The organism is Diaphorobacter sp. HDW4B, assembly GCF_011305535.1.
Lineage (GTDB): Bacteria > Pseudomonadota > Gammaproteobacteria > Burkholderiales > Burkholderiaceae_C > Diaphorobacter_A.
On record NZ_CP049905.1, the window covers coordinates 217,699 to 234,949 of the forward strand.

At 58.1% G+C, this 17,251-nt stretch carries 15 protein-coding genes; 5 read left to right on the forward strand and 10 right to left on the reverse strand.

Going from position 1 to position 17,251, the window contains the following annotated elements; genetic code table 11:
• Positions 1-131 precede the first annotated feature (131 nt).
• On the forward strand, positions 132-581 hold the full coding sequence (locus G7048_RS00995) for a DNA mismatch endonuclease Vsr (protein WP_240933120.1): 450 nt from the start codon (positions 132-134) through the stop codon (positions 579-581).
• On the opposite strand, the gene G7048_RS01000 is transcribed toward G7048_RS00995, so the two are convergent.
• The 3 genes from G7048_RS01000 to G7048_RS28355 all read right to left on the reverse strand — a co-directional run bounded on the left by G7048_RS01000 (position 572) and on the right by G7048_RS28355 (position 3,200).
• Complete coding sequence (locus G7048_RS01000) at positions 572-2,104, reverse strand: DNA cytosine methyltransferase (RefSeq protein ID WP_166066380.1); 1,533 nt, start codon at positions 2,102-2,104, stop codon at positions 572-574. The two genes, G7048_RS00995 and G7048_RS01000, sit on opposite strands and share 10 nt — an antisense overlap.
• A gap of 288 nt (positions 2,105-2,392) precedes the next feature.
• Positions 2,393-2,920, reverse strand: coding sequence for an AlpA family transcriptional regulator (locus G7048_RS01005; RefSeq protein ID WP_166066381.1), 528 nt, complete (start codon positions 2,918-2,920; stop codon positions 2,393-2,395).
• Between the two features lie 7 nt (positions 2,921-2,927).
• Positions 2,928-3,200: a hypothetical protein gene (locus G7048_RS28355; protein WP_166066382.1), complete on the reverse strand. Its 273-nt coding sequence runs from the start codon at positions 3,198-3,200 to the stop codon at positions 2,928-2,930.
• Positions 3,201-3,240: 40 nt separating this feature from the next.
• Between G7048_RS28355 and G7048_RS01015 the strand changes: the two genes are divergently transcribed.
• Positions 3,241-3,465 carry a hypothetical protein gene (locus tag G7048_RS01015; protein ID WP_166066383.1) on the forward strand — a complete coding sequence of 75 codons (225 nt, stop codon included), beginning with the start codon at positions 3,241-3,243 and terminating at the stop codon, positions 3,463-3,465.
• A 288-nt stretch (positions 3,466-3,753) separates the two neighbouring features.
• Here the strand turns inward: G7048_RS01015 and G7048_RS01020 are convergent, their stop codons facing one another.
• From G7048_RS01020 to G7048_RS01040, 5 genes are read right to left on the reverse strand one after another with little or no spacing between them, the layout of a single operon-like run.
• Positions 3,754-5,739: a hypothetical protein gene (locus G7048_RS01020; protein WP_166066385.1), complete on the reverse strand. Its 1,986-nt coding sequence runs from the start codon at positions 5,737-5,739 to the stop codon at positions 3,754-3,756.
• A complete protein-coding gene (locus G7048_RS01025; RefSeq protein WP_166066386.1) occupies positions 5,736-8,081 on the reverse strand; it encodes an ATP-binding protein in 2,346 nt (781 codons plus the stop codon). The genes G7048_RS01020 and G7048_RS01025 overlap by 4 nt, the downstream gene beginning before the upstream one ends.
• 36 nt (positions 8,082-8,117) lie before the next feature.
• Positions 8,118-8,963 carry a phosphoadenosine phosphosulfate reductase family protein gene (locus G7048_RS01030; RefSeq protein ID WP_166070721.1) on the reverse strand — a complete coding sequence of 282 codons (846 nt, stop codon included), beginning with the start codon at positions 8,961-8,963 and terminating at the stop codon, positions 8,118-8,120.
• 53 nt (positions 8,964-9,016) lie between these two features.
• The gene (locus G7048_RS01035; protein WP_166066387.1) at positions 9,017-12,577 is read right to left on the reverse strand and encodes an ATP-binding protein; all 3,561 of its coding nucleotides are present in this window, start codon (positions 12,575-12,577) and stop codon (positions 9,017-9,019) included.
• Entirely contained in the window at positions 12,570-13,535 is a 966-nt protein-coding gene (locus G7048_RS01040; RefSeq protein WP_166066388.1) for a DUF4007 family protein, read from the reverse strand. Before G7048_RS01040 ends, G7048_RS01035 begins: the two co-directional genes overlap by 8 nt.
• A gap of 443 nt (positions 13,536-13,978) precedes the next feature.
• On the opposite strand from G7048_RS01040, the gene G7048_RS01045 reads away from it, so the two are divergent.
• On the forward strand, positions 13,979-14,794 hold the full coding sequence (locus G7048_RS01045; protein ID WP_166066389.1) for a TatD family hydrolase: 816 nt from the start codon (positions 13,979-13,981) through the stop codon (positions 14,792-14,794).
• 437 nt (positions 14,795-15,231) lie between these two features.
• Entirely contained in the window at positions 15,232-15,768 is a 537-nt protein-coding gene (radC, locus tag G7048_RS01050; protein ID WP_166066390.1) for a DNA repair protein RadC, read from the forward strand.
• 36 nt (positions 15,769-15,804) lie between these two features.
• Here radC and G7048_RS01055 read toward each other — a convergent pair whose 3' ends face one another.
• Positions 15,805-16,020 carry a hypothetical protein gene (locus tag G7048_RS01055; protein WP_166066391.1) on the reverse strand — a complete coding sequence of 72 codons (216 nt, stop codon included), beginning with the start codon at positions 16,018-16,020 and terminating at the stop codon, positions 15,805-15,807.
• A gap of 17 nt (positions 16,021-16,037) precedes the next feature.
• Here G7048_RS01055 and G7048_RS01060 point away from each other — a divergent pair, with 17 nt between their 5' ends.
• The gene (locus tag G7048_RS01060) at positions 16,038-16,385 is read left to right on the forward strand and encodes a DUF2958 domain-containing protein (protein WP_166066392.1); all 348 of its coding nucleotides are present in this window, start codon (positions 16,038-16,040) and stop codon (positions 16,383-16,385) included.
• A gap of 33 nt (positions 16,386-16,418) precedes the next feature.
• Here G7048_RS01060 and G7048_RS01065 read toward each other — a convergent pair whose 3' ends face one another.
• A complete protein-coding gene (locus G7048_RS01065; RefSeq protein ID WP_240933121.1) occupies positions 16,419-17,135 on the reverse strand; it encodes a hypothetical protein in 717 nt (238 codons plus the stop codon).
• Between the last annotated feature and the right edge of the window lie 116 nt (positions 17,136-17,251).

Here is a 17,251-nt window from a genome sequence, read left to right on the forward strand (position 1 = left end):
TTTTCTTGCCCTATCTAGCTTGATCGTCAAAAATCAATCACGATATTCGAATCGATTATGCCGTCAAACAATCGCTTCGAAGAGCCTCCGAGAATCACATGCGACATGAAACGTCACATCAACGAAGCCAAATGATGTCCTCCATTCGCAGTCGCGACACTGCGCCGGAAATGGCGCTGCGACTGCGCCTTCATGCCATGGGGTTTCGCTACCGGCTGAACGTTCGACGACTGCCAGGCTCTCCGGACATCGTGATGTCCAAATATCGAGCTGCCATATTCGTTCATGGCTGCTTCTGGCATCGGCATGCCGACTGTAAATTCACCACCACACCCAAGGCAAATGCACAGTTCTGGCGGGAGAAATTCCAGAAGAATGTCGAGCGCGACCAGCGCGACATCGACGCCCTTCGCAAAGAAGGTTGGCGAGTTGCCGTTGTTTGGGAATGTGCGACAAAGTTTTCCGCCGATATCACAGCACACGCGGTCGCAGAATGGCTGGGTGGCCATGAGCCCATGCTGGAGCTGGGGGCTGCAGATCTCCAGGCTTCGTCAACCCCCAATGGAGCGGATCATTCCTGACTCCGCGCTTGACCCTGCAACAGGCTCTTCACCACACGACCCAACTTCAGGGCGAGCAACGGCGGCACGGCATTCCCAATCTGCGTGTACTGCTCGGTGCGATTGCCCATGAAGAAGTAGTTGTCCGGAAACGTCTGCAACCGCGCTGCCTCGCGCACAGTGAGGCTCCGGCACTGCGATGGGTCGTAGTGGATGTAGTAGTGGCCATCCTTGGCTATGTGCGCCACCACCGTCGTCGCCGGAAAACTCCTGCATTGCACGCGGAATCGGTCATTGAAGGGCACCGATGTGCGCTCTGAACTCTCTGCGACATTGCCGTGATTTGGAAGCAGCTCGACAGGGTAGTTCTCCAATCGTGGCGACTTGCTGTGCGCGACCGCGTAGGAAGAGGCGAACATGTAGCGCTGGAGATCCGAGGCCATGTGCGATCGGGCCTCATGCTGACAGACGCCGCCCACATCAGGATCCGACAACCACTCTCCCAATGAAGTCGACTGCGCAGTTGCAGGAAACCCGTATGGAATGAACGCGGCACCAACCGAACCATGAGTCGCATCCCTGCCGCGTGACGACATGACGTCCTTGGCCCGCTGCAGATCTTCCGTGTTCTTCCTGTTTGGAAGCAGCCTCGCAGCCCCTTGGACGACCGAGCGCCACTCCTCCAAGGTATCCCCCCGAGACAGGCGGCTTCTGATTTTCGGCAGCGAGTCGATCGCATCACCAACGGTCGCAGCGTGTGCCGCTTCCGCAAGCAACTCATGCTGCGGCGTATTCAGCCCCTTCCGGACACCCAGAAGAATCACCCGGTGCCGCGCTTGTGGAATGCCGAACTTCTCGGACTCGATGACATAGTCCCGAGGATCGAGCGAGTTCTGATCACCACGCGCCACAAACGAGCGAATCTCGTACTCCAGATCCTTTGCGGGCCTGGACAGATCGTCGATGATTCGCTCGAACATGCTCGAACCCGAATGCTTTGACGAAAGCATTCCCTTGACGTTTTCCATGACGAAAATCGCCGGTTTGTGCTTCTTGATGATCCGCAGGTACTCTTGATAAAGGAAGTGCTTTTCGTCGGATTCAAACGTCTCGTCATTGGCTCGACGCGAGCGTCCGGCAAGTGAATACGCCTGACATGGTGGGCCGCCGATCAGAACCCATTCCTCGCTCCCATTCAGCGCGGAACGGATTTCCTTGTCGATGCCGCCGTTGTCGGACTTGCCCAGTTCCAGGCAGCGCGCTTCGCGCAGTGCATGACCGAACGCTGCAGCCACTTCCGGTTCTGCGCGAAACCTGGATTCGTCAATCTCACCGCGCATGTATCGGTAGTAATGCTTGACGGCCTCGGTGCCCCGCAGTTGACGAAAAACGGAGCGCAGCGTCAGCGTGCCATGCGCGACCGGACTCTTCTCGATGGAGAGTGCGATCTTGAAAAAGGGTTGCTTTTCATGATCCAAGACCGAGGAAAAACCCTCGCCAAGCCCTCCCGGGCCTGCAAAAAGATCAATGATGGGGACCGACATACTTCACCTTGCTTGCTCTATCCTTCATTCGATCAAAGCCGTTTTGATCGACGCTGCATTTTCCGTCAGCTTCAAGCGCAAATCATCCAATCTACCACTAAACCCTTGTGCATTTCAGCATCTGGATGTCCCGGAGCGACCTCGAGGACAAGCCTGCATGAAAAGGGCTGAAAGCCTTGTGGATCACCCCAATTCGACTCACGGCTTCGAGCATCAAGAAATGGTGCGCGTCATGACTCAAACACTGGGCACATCCACCCCAGCCAACCGAATCGAGGCTTTCCTGCTTCACCCGATCAGCGCACCCAACTCCTTGAAAGCCGCCCGAGAAATCCGCCTTCCCTCCTTGGCCGCATTGACTTGCAAGGCGACCCGCGCCACTTCCAGCAGATCGCGATTGATCGCATAGCCTGCCCTGTTCTCCAGCCAAACCAGCAAGTCCGCCAAATGCCAGATGGAGGTGCTGCCCTCGTGCACGGGCACAGGGAAATCGGCGGCAGTGTGCATCAGCATCAGCTTGCGCATGTTCTGGCGCGAGACGCCGACAAGCTCGGCCACGTCCGACAGCCCCACCAGATCAGGGGCGACCTCGATCAGTTGAGCCGATGGGACTGCATTTCGTACATCCGCCAAGGCACTTTGCACAGCCACCTCGGCGGTTGGGGCCTCGCGAACGAACTCCAGCGCCAGGCGTCCGGGCTGGCCTGTGCCGACCAAAGCGTCGTCGCACCCGGCCTCGCCCAAGCGCTCGATCAAGGCGTCCATGTCGTCGCTTTCATTGGAGAGCTGATACTTGAGCACAAAGGTGAACTCCATCGTCTTTCTACTCCTGTGATTGCTTGCCTTCATTTCCCGACTCCTGTCTGGAACAGTGATCGACAACACGCCTCAAGGCGCGCGCATGGTTTCCAGGATTTCTGGGCGTGCTCCAGACGCTCGTGATGCAGAACTCACCGCATCGACAATCGGCGTCGTTGTAGGGACAGTAGATCCGCCCCCATGCGTGACTGCCGCCGACCGTGATTCGCCAGCCAAGCATTTCCGCATGCCTCAACGCCTCCTCGACTTCTTTCTTTGGATGAGCCGGACGTGCCATCGATGACCTCGAGTGTGAAGATGAATCATCAAGTTGTCAAATGACAACCAAATCACAAGCCGTCCGATCTTCAAAAATGAATGCTCAAGCCTTTCAATCGAACCCGCTGCTCATCGAATCTTCAACGCACACGCTCGACGCAACAACCAACCGGCATCAGAAGAACATCGCTCCATTCCAACTGCGCCAGTCAATTGAACTTGCGTTGCTCCAAAGTAAAAAGCCCGCAGCTTTGAGGCTGCGGGCTTTGGTTCTCCGGGGCTGACCCCATCGACATTTACGAGGAGGTGATCACTCCCACTCCATCATCAACAGGCCGTCCAAACCCGCATGGTTAAAGGACTTGGCTGTGATCGACATGGGCCTTTACCGTCGCTTTTACCGTCAGAAGCGCTTATCTTTTGCTGGCGCGGGAGATGGAGCGATTTGTGAGGGAGCGACGTTTTCGACACCATCATCAATCAGATCCGAGCATACCGGATTAGCATGCAGTCCGCTGACCGCCCTCACCAACATGACACTTGGGACTCTCCATTGACCTGAATGAATGGAACTAGGGTGCCTCAACAACGACAAGCCGAACCTTCGGATCTGGTGCCTCTGCGGCTGGCAGCTTTTTGGCGAGATCGGCCAACGCAAACGTGTCGTAAACGAAGTCGACGAACTTCACCAAGCCTTGCTTGTTGTTCAAGCCCACGCTGAGCGCATTGCAAGTAACAGAAGCGTCGATGTCATTCGCTGCGTAGTAGGTCGAGAGTTGTTGGCCGATCCAGAGCGCAATGCGCATACTCATGTCGTCCTGGAAGAAATGCAAGTTGTTGTGTTTAGCCACTTGAACCACAAGCGGCTCTTGGGTTTCCGTGTTTAACCAAGGAAGGGGCTTGCCTTCTGGAAACTTTTTTCCGTACAGGAACAGCCGCACGTTTCGAACCTCAATGCGCGTAGTTCTTAGTGAAGCAAACCGGGTCATGTGGTTCGCAGTGGCCGAGAGGAAGTGGGTCGCTATGTCGTGTCGAAGTCGGCCGACCACATGCAGACCTTCTTTCGCCGCATAGTCGATGAACTTTGAGATCAACAAGGCCAGTTGCCGACCTTTTACGAGCCTAAGGTCGTATTCCTTGCCATTGATGATCAGTCCTCGGGCGACCAGGTCCTCCGTTTTGTGCGCAGGCATCCGATTCTCAATGACCTCGATGGGCAATGCGACAGCGAACTGCGCGGTCTGCACAGGGTTCGCGAGCTTCTCAGGTCGCGTTGCTGCATTCAGATCACACTGCTGCGTAATATGAACTAGGCATTCCGTATCGGGCGACAGGTTCTCAGGCGCCAAGACGGCGCCGAATGGCACCAGCCGATTGAATTTCTTCAAGGCTTCCGCAGGATCCACAGAGTCGAGTGCCTCCGGCACCGAGAAGCCCGTCCACGTAAAGTGTGAGACCAGATCGCGTCCGGCTTTCGACTTCACGAAGGGGGCGATAAAGCGCTGACCAATTGTTGGCGGCCCTGGCGCTTTCTTGAACTGCTGCTGGAAGCAGGTGTCTAGGGCCTCGATGGCCTTGCCTACGGACGGCGATGACTCGACGTGCCAAAGATACTCTCGGGCCATCAACTCATTCAGATGCTCATCATAGGGATCGTTGTCCGTGAATGCGCTGAGGTGAATTTCCTGCATAGCGCCTGCATCAAGATTCCAAAGCGCGACGTTTGCCTTTTCACGCGCTGTCTCAAGCGCCTTCATCCAAGAGCGCATGAAGACCCGCATGTGTTGCGCCACATCACGCTGGCGGAATAGCTGTTGGTAGCACAGCGTGAGTCCCGGAGCGCCAAAATCTTTTCGTCGGATCTCGGCCTTGGGCAACAGTAGGAGACCCGCGGCACTGATATTGGATTCGGTGCTGAACCGCAGTCTCTCTTGCATAAGCTCATCACTGTTGGACATGACCACGATGCAAGGAAGAGGTGCAGGATAGGTGACGTTTCCCATCTCCATGAGGTAGTCAACAATCTCATCCACCGCGCCCGCACTCTTGTGCAGAACTAGATCAAGGATCAGAAAATCGTACTGGAGCAACGTCAGCGGCTGACTTGGTCTGGCGCTGGCGAAAGTTGTTTCAAATTCTGGTGCTGGAAATGCCTTCTCGACCTGCGATCTCAAGTCAGCGACCATAGCCGCACGTTCAAGGAAACCAGCCAGTGGACCCGTTAACAGAGGCGTGGCGTTGTTCCGGAAGTAGTCGGACAGAAGCACGTCACGCACAAACTCGGTCGAACTCAAGTACGCCAGCGCCTTGACCGGCTCCTCCTCGTCAAGCGACGGGAAGCTCTTGATATGCATCACGATCGGCCAAAGTTCCTCAATCTCCGGACTGGTCAGGTCACCGAAGACTTGAGCAATATTCGCCGTGTGGTCCGTTAGGTGAGCGTATGTCAGGCCCGCAAGTTCGTCGTCAATCACCATAACCTTCACAGCCGGTGTGGTTAGGACGGGCGCAACCTCAGAGGTTGCCGCCGCAGCAACGCTTTCGACCTGTGCAGTCATGCCTCCTCCTTCGGCAACTCGATAGTGAACGTGCGCAGTCGACCGTCATCCTCTGGAAGCTCGTCAAGGTAGATGCGTCCTCCGTGATAGTCGACAAGCTCGGCCGCGATGTAAAGGCCCAGACCCTTCCCTTTTTTTCGCGTGGAGTAGTAGGGCTTGAATATCTCCTTGGCATACTTTGGATCTACGCCAGGTCCGTTGTCAGAAACGCTGATTGTGAGCGCCTTTGAATCAATTTCGATTCGGATCGACCGCTCTACCTCGCCCTCCTTCAGACCCTGCTGCAACCAATAGACGGAGTTGGTCAGCAGATTCTCTAGCGTTTGCGCGATCAATCCGCGCACCATGTAGACATTCAGAGGCTTGTCTGCAGCGCCGTCATCCAACGAGATATCGCAAGTAATTTCGTGGCGCTGGAACCTGTTCTTGAAACCAGCCACGATCGTCTTGGTCTGGGCTACCGCGTCATAGTTCTCCCGCCGGTGCCGTCCTGAAGGGCTCATCGCATCGACAGTTCGAATGCGTTTGTTGGTCGCGATGATCTGAGTGCGTAGGTTGTCAACGACTTGAACAACGTCGGCTTTGCCGTCTTTCTTCTGAAGGTCCACCAGCAACTCGCCGGTTCGCTCCGTCAGACGGGACAGTTCATGAATTACGATCTCCACGACCAACCCGATATTGGCCAGTTCCAGCAACTCGACCCGGGTCTCCCTCGCCATATTCAGGGAGTTCTTGATTGTCTTCACGTATTCGACCTGACTCTGCAGCGTCTCCCGGATCTCAGTTATCTTGTGCCGCTGTTCCCTCGGAAGCTCCTTGCCAATCTCATCGATCGCACGAATGGTCTTCTTGAGGCTTTCCTCCGACTTCTTCAATGATTCGGTGGTCGACTCCTCGGCGATTGCGATCTTCGCTTCGGCCTCTCGGATCGTATTGATGTGAACTCGCAAATCCTTGACGACGACGTCCCCCAACAAACTCTTGAGCAGCAATTGCTCGGGGCATGCAACGAGGCGCTCGCGGTTCGCCGAGTCAATCAAGTGTGGGTTGGTGAGGGAAGAGATGCTGACACTCCCAATGGTCTGATAGCGGTTCAGCGCGAACCCTTTGGCGCGCAAGGCGCCACTGTCCCATTCAAGCCAGTCGTCCTCCATCCCACCAGTCTTTCCGACCCGAAAGTTATCGCGGTACAAGGCAAACCCGCCGCACCACTGGTTCAGCTCTTCGGCGATCTCGTTGCGCGTTCGTTCGACGGTGTTGCCGGTCAGCATTTGACGGTTGAACCAAAGGCAATTGGCCACGAATGGCCCAAGGCGGACAAAGGTATCCGCCGGAAGGCCCAACTCCTGAGTCAGCTCGCGCATTTCCCAGGCGCGCGTCTCCGACGACGTTGCATCCCGCCATCGAAGGCTTCGGCGAAGAATCTGCTTTGTCCCATCGATGCCATGAGGGTTGAACGTGATGTCCGCCTTGAACTGCGCACAGTTCTCCAACCATGGAGGCAGAGATGCTATCGGCTGTCGCTTGCCGTTGAGAAGAACGTCGACCGGGTAAGGACGTCTTTCCTTGGCGAAAGGGTTCTGCAGCCGCCTCATGTACCGCTGTATGAAGCCTTGGACTTTTTCCTGCGTCCAGTTGGCAGACAGTTCCTTTATTTCGATCTGTGTGCCCTGAGCGGTGAGGTCTGCCTCGCCCGCTGATTCGACATCAACGTCGACCTGGTCAAGAAAGAGGCTCGTATCGTCGAATCGATCCCAACGAAACTTGATCTCATTCCATCGGGCGCTGCCCTTTTTTGCTGATCGCACGGTTGCAACATTACCCAACCGCATCATCGACAACCGACCGATACCCTTCTCACCAAGAAGTGGTGAGTCGCCGGGATTTGCAGTGCGTTTGGCCAGGAGTTTTCCTGGGGTTCCGATAACCAGGAAGCGATCGGAGAGTTCGTCTGCGCTCATGCCCACCCCGGTGTCGGATATCTTGAGGGACTGCTCCTGACGAAATTCCTTCAGGTGCTCAGCAAAGTCGACGCGGCTTTCGATGTATCCATGCAGCCGCTCAATCAACTCTGATCGCTGCGCCATCGACACGTCCGGCGAGATAGCTTTGTCCACTCGCTCCAGCGCCTCCTGCTTCGTGACCTTCTTCTGACGAATTTGCTCTTCTAGCAAGGCCAACGCGGCGAGGTCAGCAAATGAGTGAATCTCCACGCTCACGCGCGGCGATCGAGCATCGAATGCGTTTTTGATCAGCTCATTCAGGGCAACGTCATCGGACGTAATCAGTTCGGCACCGAGCTGACGTAGCGCGCGCGCGGCAATCCGGAATCCTCCAGCCATTTTCTTCTCCTTCTTAGCTAGGCAATGACGTGCAACTCACTTGTGGCACACCAAGCAGGCGCCGCCCCCTTCGTCCTCACCGAACAGATCATCAATATCCGTCGGCTCCACAAATCTAATCGGGCGTAGCGGGTTAACGGGCTTGCGCGCCTGCTCTCGTGCCTTGCGAGCAATGAAATCTGCCTCAATCGCAGCGATGCGATCCGGCCGCTCAAGGTCAGAGAGAGATTCGCCCTGCGACCATGTGAAGGGAGACCCATGTTCGCGAGCACTTTTCTCGTAGCGTTTGGCCTCTTCGTAAGCATCCGGGTGGTTGCGCTTGAGGTTAACCCATTCGATCTTCTGTTGAAAAAAACAAAAGGTGCAACCACTGCGAGATCGCCAGTCGTAGTATTTCGGCAAGCCCAGACCGGACGCCCCCAACAATTCGATTACACCTTGCTTGTCGATACCGACCTCACGGAACGGATAGACAACTTTCAGGTTCTCTTGCGTAGGCGCAAATCCTTGCCGATAGTCCTCGTCCGCACGTATTGCCACGTAGCTCGTGATTCGATGTCCTGCAGCCAAACCCGGCCGCAGCCACTGTCGAAACGGAAGCAACTTGAGTTGACGCGTGCACCATCGAGTGCTTGCTGACGGCAGGAAATGCCCGTACTCGCGCAGCCAGAAATCGAAGTCTCGGTCGGGGTTCAGGCGAAGAATCGCTTTGCCTAAGAAGCCTTCGAGCCGCCCTAGAAACTCGTAGACCTCGGGCAGTTCCTTGCCGGTGTCCGTGAAGAAGTACTCAAGGTCGAGCTCTGGATGGTGCTGTCGCATATAGACCGCAAGAGCTGCACTGTCCCTGCCGCCTGACAGTCCCAGCACATGCCGTTGGATCACGTTGACCGTTTCAGTACAGGGCGCCTTCGGCGTTGAATTTGCGATCGCAACGGTCATCGTGAAACCTTTTCGTTTGAACTCACCGCCTCAACCAGCTTTGTTCCCGCCTGTGCCAGCGCCGCAAGAAACACTTCGCGCTTTACGTCCTTGAACTGCTTCATGATCGCGTCAGAGAGTTGCTGGATGTGCCGATTCTCCGCTGGCGAGATATCGAAGCTCTCGGAAACAGTCTTGCCTTTCTGGCCTGTCCCGAACACGACCGCGATGGCGTTGCGTGTCGGTTCGCGGTGCTGGACCGAACTGACCGCTTCGACTTGGCGGAACTGGAGTCCCCACTGGGCCAGCTGAATCAAGGCCGCATCGATGTCTTGATCAGTCCACTCGCGCGGAGGTTTGTTCACCGCTGGGCTCAATAGGCTCTCGATCGATTCGGGATCGCGACTGAGGATGGACAGCCGGCTTGCAAACGTGTCGAGCCGAAAGTCGCCGGAGATGCCCACGACGTTCTTAGCCCGACGTCGAACTGCGTCAACGTCTTCATCAGAGGTGAACGATGCATCGAGCGTTTCCAGCGTTCGCGTCATCACACGCGCAAGCATGCTGGAGTAAGCACTCTGCATTTCCTCGAGCGCGGTCCCGAGCGCGTCCAGGTACTCCTGCACGGACAGACCTTCGAACAGCACCGGCAGGTCCACAAATAACACCCGATGCGGGTCGCTCGCTTTGCCGAGCGTGTCACGCACCGCGCGCGTTCGTTCGCCCATCAGCTGCGTTCGACGCGACCACGGCGGAAGGTCGAAGACGAGTGAGACGAGCCCACGAGCAGCTTCCAGCGGCTCGGACGCGACAGTTCGTCCGACCTTGCGCAGATGCTTGGCGACGCCCTTCAGAATGTCTCGTCTGTATTCGTTGATTTGCACATGACGGATGGCAAATCGGCCTGCATCCTGCAGAGCCTCGTCAATGTCGACTTCGCTAAGTTGCGGAATGAACATACCGTCCTTGTAGACGGCCATGCGATGCTGATTGGCCAGCGCAAATGCAAGCCAAAGCACTGGCAAAACCCCTGCCCTCACGCCATACGGTGGCGCTTGCCACAAGCGATGCAGGTCTGTCAGCGACACTGCGGCTGCCGCATCCACAATCATTGCGACTCCGGCGTCCCACAGTGCCACGAAGCTTCCGGCTCGTGAAGCGATCGGATCTCCCGCAACAGGAGCGGCAAAGCCATAGCGGGCCGATTCGCCGGTCTCGTTTTCACCATCGAGAGTCCGATGCAGGCCGCTAGCCTCCAGCAGATTGTGATACAGGCCGGCTTCCGCCGGAAAGCCCTCCAAGCCTAGGCGTCTGCGTTCCGCGCCCTTCAACATCGCATAGAGCAGATCCTTGCGAGCTTTCGTGCTGTTCGATGATGGAACATCTCGGTTGATAAGCTCACTGAAGACATGCGGAGCTTTGTAGAACACCCGATCGGCAAAAACCGATGCCAGATGCGGCAAGCTTGACGACAGTGCGTTCGATGAGACAGGTGCCAAGCCAAGCGATTCAACATTGAGCCACTGGATGCTGAGCAAAGCGTCCCGCAGTTCCTCTTCCAGGCGCGTTCTTACATCGGTGGTCCGCGCATCGAGTTCCCGGCGCCCCACCGCATCGTTCTCGAGTTCCGAGCGCTGCCGCCGAATGCGGTCGTACGCCATCAGTTCACGACCCAACTCGCGAATCGTTTCACCATTGCGCGGAATGCCTACCAGGACCGGACGCGCCGCATCCACCTGCCAGTCGAGCTTGCGAACGAGATTAGCGGCCTGCCGAACTGTTTGAGCACGTGCCGGCAACACCAGCAGGAATGCGCCGAATGCGCTGCTCTTTCCAAGCGATTTTCCAGGCTCACCGCACAACGCCGAAGCCCGATCGAGCCCCTCCAGGACGTGATTGGCATGCGTCATCAGCGGCAACATCCAGCGCAGGGTGCCAGTCTCGCAGTAATGACGTTTGGCAAGCACCGGTTGCAGGCGAACTAAGTTGGCCAGTTGCGCAAGATCCGGTTCATCAATCGTGCCGAGCGCTTCCGCAAGCGCTGCGTCCAAGTCGAAATCACTTCCCTCGGAGATGGCCCACGAACCCAAGTGCCGCTTGAAGGACACAACGGCCCAACGACGGAGGTCTTGGAGCAACTCCTGCAACTTGCTGGCGCCGAGATCGGATCCGTCAGCATTGCGTACGCAAGCGCCCAGCACAGCTTCGTCGGCAACAAGCCCGGATCCGTTTCTGAAGAGATCGATCAATGCGATCGTTTTCACCAGTTGCACGTGCAGATCGTCGTCCCGGTGCTTCTGTTCGGTTCGCTCGACGGCTTCCACACTCTGGGACCAACGATGACTGTCTGTGGAGGCAAGGATGCTCGGTTCGAGATTCGTACGCAGATAGTCCCAATAGGCGGCCGGCGTATACGTCGCTCTGGACGACGCGAGTGTCGATTGGAGGAATTCGCGAAAGCTTCGCGCTTCAGCGGAGGCGAGGAATCCGAAAGTACTGCGCTCGTTCTGCCCGAAACGGCGCTTGGACACGGGGCCGAGCAGTGCGGCGGTCACTGGGTGCAGCGGCCAGCAAAGGTCGAGCCGCGCTGCAAATTCAGGGTTTAGTGCCGGCCGGCGGTGCCGGATGGATTCCGCCACTTGCTTCGCGACAGCGAAGGATTCGGGATGCGCGCACGATGAATGGATCGCACGGCCCGTCAATTCGACAACCTCATCCGAAGCGGCAATGAGCGGAATGTCGATGTAGCGCCCTTGCACCTTGCGCCACTCGTCGCGCAACTCCGAGCCCAAGCGATGCGCGTACTGCTCGAAAGATTGGTGAAGAATACCCACCACAATGAGCTTGCCTTTGGCTCGGCCCGCCAGGTCGGCCAGCTCCTGATAGAAGTAGACATCATCGCCGTCGCTGGCGGATGCCTCAAGGAACTTACCAAGTTCGTCGATGACCAACAATACGCCGTTGCCGACGCGTCGCTCAGCTTCGTCAGATAGTGACCGGAACAGCGTAGCCAGCCGTTGCCTCGATCCCGACTTAGTCGTCGAAACAACCTCCGTACTTGCGCGTTCGTCTAGGCACGCCCCCACCGCATCGACAACGCTTCCGCGGTGGCCGACCACTGGAAGGATTAACCAGCCGTCCTTTGAAGCCGAGAACACTTGCGCGATGTCAGATTTCTCGTGGCCATCGAGTTCAAGCACGTCCTTGGCAGCTCGTCTGACGGTTCTGTCTGGCGCCACCAAGCTGCACAAAGCCACTGCCAAGGACGATTTACCACCACCGAAGGGGCCGGTCCAGATGAACGCGCGTTGGGGCGTCTGCAGAACATGTCGTGCTGTGGCCTCCAGTACGTGCCGTGCCGTGCCTTGGCAGATGTATCCGCGAAGCGCATCAATGCTCCCGAAGTCAACATCGAGCCGAACCGCCCGCTGGAATTGCCTAGTCAGCGTGACTTCATCAGCCAGTAGCGGACCTTCGCGAGGCACAGACTCCACGGCTGCCAATGAAGACGAAACGGATGACTTGGATGGCAACTTCTTCCGCGGGCGAGCGGCCTCGGCGACTTTCTGCTTAGACATAGGCCAGCTCCAATGCGGACGCAAGATCCAACGGCTGGGTGCGAATCACCTGCCGTAAACCGGCCGAGTCTGACCACTGATACGCACCCTTGGTAAGAGATTCCAGCGCAATAAGACGGGCAGCCACCGAATCCTCATCAAGTTTGAACACGCGACCGGGCGAGCCGATCTCATAGGCGATAGTCTCAAATGACAAAGTGCTTTGGTCGGGAGCAAACGCCTGCCAGAATTCCACTAGGGCATAGAGGAACGCGCCGTTCGTCAATGTCGACTTAGGCCCTCTTCGCAACGCGTACTCCTCACGGGACTGAGCCGAGATGAGACCGAGTTCGCCCAACATGGAGTCGGCGAAATCATCCACCGAGCTTGTCTCTGATCGATCAACGTAGCACCGCATGCAGACCTCGACATCCCGTTTGAGCGTGGCAGGTGACAGACGCCCTCCCCGGTCTCGCGCGTAATCGTCTAGTGACTTGAGCAGACTTTTGGCCGTGAAGCTCTGCTCATGAATGTGGTTAAACACCCAATACCATGTGGCACTGCGATGGGTTCGATCCTGCATCGACCACCCCCCCGCAAGCTTCCAGTGGACCAGCCAAAGGGTAGACGGATGTTCGCTATAAGGGTCCAAGCCGTCGTCAGCAAAGACGCGAGCCCCAAACATCGTAGACGTCGGCACGCCGTTGATATCTGTCAGAACATCACAGGCGGTCGCCCAATGGCGAATCGACGCCACCATGTTTTTGCCCACACCGAGCGTGACAATCGATGCGTCATCGCTGAAGACGTTCTTTTTGTGACCACGGCTTAGAGTCGAGCCATGGTTATTCTGACGGCTGCTATTCTGATCGCCGCCCACCACGTCTATCGCCTTCTTCAGCCAGAGTTGCCGAAGTGCAAAAGTCTCATGACCGGAAAAAAGTGGCCGATAGCTATCTAAATATAGAAGTCCACGCATGTCCGTAGCGACTGGCGGCTCCCGCCAGCGATTAAATTTGACGACTGGCGACCCCCGCCAGTCTGTTCCCATCTTAGCGCATACAGTCCGGTTGGAAAAATACAAGCTTATTCGAACTATCGAGTTTTCAAGTTCGATTCTTTTTAGCTATCAAAGTTACCCGGAACGCAGATGCTCCAGCACGTGAAAAGTGTCAGAAGACGAACAACGCTTCACGTACGTGCCACCGACCAGGTCTTCGGCCCCAAGCAATTTCCGTCGGCAGTGAGAGGCGCCATCGACAGCTTTCGCTGCGAACCCCAATATCAAGCTGGGGATTGCCGTTCGTCAGCGCTCAACCTGGAACGGCCACCCGCAGCGATTTGTCGGTCGTCGGGTTGCACCACCACGGTACCGGACCTGTGCGCCGATGGACCGTATGCATCACCCCATACCATCGGCGAATGAACAAGGGAACACAATCCGAACGAGCGCAACTGGTCGACATCGGCGTCAACTTCCACTCGGCGCAGTTGACGTCTCTGGCCGACCGATTGTTGGTGCGTGCACGGGCGGTCAACGTGACCCAGATCCTCGCCACAGGCACATCGGTGGCATCCAGTCATCTTGCCCTTGAGCTTGCAAGAGCCAATCCGGGCACCGTCTTCGCGACTGCTGGGGTACCCCCTCATGACGCAAAGTCGTACGACACAGGCACCTTCCGCGAGCTGACCGAACTCTTGAAGTGCCCGGAGGTCGTGGCAGTTGGAGAATGTGGCCTTGACTACAACCGCAACTTTTCGCCTCCCCAAGCGCAGCGCATTGCCTTCGAGCAGCAGCTTTCAATGGCTGTCGAGACTCGCAAGCCGCTGTTTCTTCACTGCCGAGACGCCTTCACCGATTTCCACGACATGCTTACCCCTGTGGTGGCCGCCGGAGCGCGCGGTGTCGTGCACTGTTTCACGGGCAACCGCGCGGAAGCAGAAGCCTTTCTCGCGATGGGGCTCGACATCGGCATCACGGGCTGGGTCACAGATCTCCAACGCGGCCAGGCACTTCGCGAAGCCCTGCCAGCCATTCCGCTGGATCGACTGCACCTTGAGACGGATGCCCCTTATCTGTTCCCCAAGAATGCCGAAACGCGTCGTGGACACAACGAGCCGGCGAATCTTCCCTGGGTCGCGGCAAGCGTGGCAGAGCTCCTAGGCTGCGACATCGACGAGATCATTCAGGCCTGCAGTTCCAATAGTCGACGGATGTTTGGCCTTCCAGGCAATTGAAGCGCTTCGACCCCTCTGGTCAATACACATGCTCGGCGCGTCACGGGCACCCTTTCAGGATGAGCAGGTCCGGGTTATCAGCAAATCCACTGCCAGGCCGGTCCAACGACGAACCAGAACTGTGCATCCCCGGCGATGCCGGGCCGCGCTGTACGTGCTGCGCATCGAGCCACCTGAGGCGTCTCGCCCCTTCGGCTCCCATCGCTGATGCCTTCGCGGCGGTGCCGCTGCGCGCTGCGCTTGTCAATGCGGGCGTGGTGGGGTGTGGGTGGGGCTGGCTTGCTGTTCCCTTCATCCTTGCACACCGTTCTCGCTGTCAAGGTCTGCGCATGCTGCGCACGCTGGCGCCCTGCCGGCCGTCTTCGAACCTGTGACAACGGCGCTGCGGCGTGCCGGTTCCGGACTCGGGCAATCCCGCCCGATAACTGGAGTTAGCCGTGTCGCACGATCTTGTCTCTTCCCTCAATTCCTTCGTTGCCGTTTCCTCTGCTGCTTCTTCACTGCTCGTTCGTGATGTCGCTGGCAGCTACCGGCCAGCCGAACCGGCAAAGGTGCTGCAGGCTGCGCTACGGGTGCTGGCGGGCCAGTTGCGTGGTACCGAATTGTTGTCGTCTCCGCAAGCGGTACGCGATTTCCTGCGCATCCAACTGGGCAGGCTGGAGCATGAGGTGTTCGCGGTGATCCACCTGGATGCCCAACACCGGGTCATCGAGTACGTGGAGATGTTTCGCGGCACGGTGAGCCAGACGTCGGTATACCCGCGCGAGGTGGTCAAGGAGGCGCTGGCACGCAACTCTGCGGCCATCGTCCTGGTGCACAACCACCCTTCGGGCTTCGCCGAACCCTCACGGGCCGATGAGCTGCTGACCCAAACGCTCAAGAGCGCGCTGTCGCTGGTGGACGTACGGGTCATCGATCACCTGATCGTGGCCGGGGCAACCATCCTGTCCTTTGCCGAACGCGGGCTGATCTGAGTCCGTGCAACCGAGGGCCACTCAGGCCCTCGGTTATCAGTTCGCGGCCATCAGCGTGCCATCGCGTGGCACGAGTCCCTGGATAGGAAGGTTGGTGGGGCTGGCTTGCTGTTGCACCCAGCGTGCCACGTCGTTCTCGCCGTCAAGGTCGGCGCGCATCGGTGATGCGCTGGCGGCCTGGCAGGCCGTCTGCGAACCTTGACCGCTGCGCTGCGCCGTGACCCGGAGGCTGCGGGCAATCCCGCCCGGCATTCCCTCTGGAGTTCACCATGAACGCACTCATCACCGACGAGCAGCGCGTGCTGCTGCTGGCCAACGGCCGCGAATCCCTGCAGAACCTCGACTTCGACCCCAAGCCCGTGGTCAAGCTGTTCACGCCCGACGCCGGCGCGACCTGGCTGCTGACCGAGATTGACCCGAACGACCACGTCCATGCTTTCGGTCTGTGCGACCTGGGTCTGGGGGCGCCAGAGCTGGGCTGGGTCAGTCTTCAGGAACTGATGACGGTACGGGGTCGGCTCGGACTGCCGGTTGAGCGCGACCTGCACTTCCGTGCCGAGAAACGGCTGAGCGCCTACGCCCGAGACGCACGGCTGGCCGGACGCATCATCGTCTGACCATCCGCCAGGGCGTCGCCGACGCCCTGGTTTTCAGGGTTTGAGCAGATCCGGCAGGCAGTCGGCAAACGCCGGCTGGATCTTGCTCATCGGTTTGGCGATGGTCTCATCGCCGGTGAGAATGGCCATCGTCATGCCGGTCATGGTGGTAAGGCCGTTCGAGTTGCGCAGCACCTGCAGCGCCAAATGCACCGGAAACCCCTCGGCGCTGCGCCGCAACGGGTGGATGCCGCCATGCACGAAGGAATTCATGGCGTTCCAGGAGACGTCCTTGAAGTGCGCCAGCATCTGGTGGGCCGCTGCGGGAACGCCTTGCCCTACCCGCTTGCCCATCTGATCGATCATGTCTTTTGCACTCGGCAAATTCTTGGCGGCCTGCTCGGCTTCGATTGTCAGCGGTACCGACAACTTCTCGATGGCCGCGTCGCTGGCGGCATAGATCAGCCACATCGCTCGCGTCAGCGCCTCGAATTGCAGCCGCATCAGGCTGACGGCCGAGGTCGGCATGCCCAGCGTCATCAAGGCACGCAAAGCCATTGCGTGTTCCATGGCGACCACACACATGCCCAAAGAGGCTTCCCCACGCGGAGATCCATCGAACGCCGCATCGTCAAGCAACTCGTTCAGCCGCACATGCAAGGCATCGGAGCGTTGAAGCAATTGCTCCAGCAGGTCATCGGGATGAGCATGTTCTCTCTCGGGCATGTCGCCATCGTAAAGCCCGCTACGCATTCGGGCGTCCCCGGCCAATGAACATGGCCGGTCGCGCTGTTGTGCTGCGCATCGAGCCCCTGCAGGGTCTCGCCCCCTTCGGGCTTCCATCGTCCCCTCGCTCCGCTCGGCTGACGCCTCCGGCCCGGCTTCCA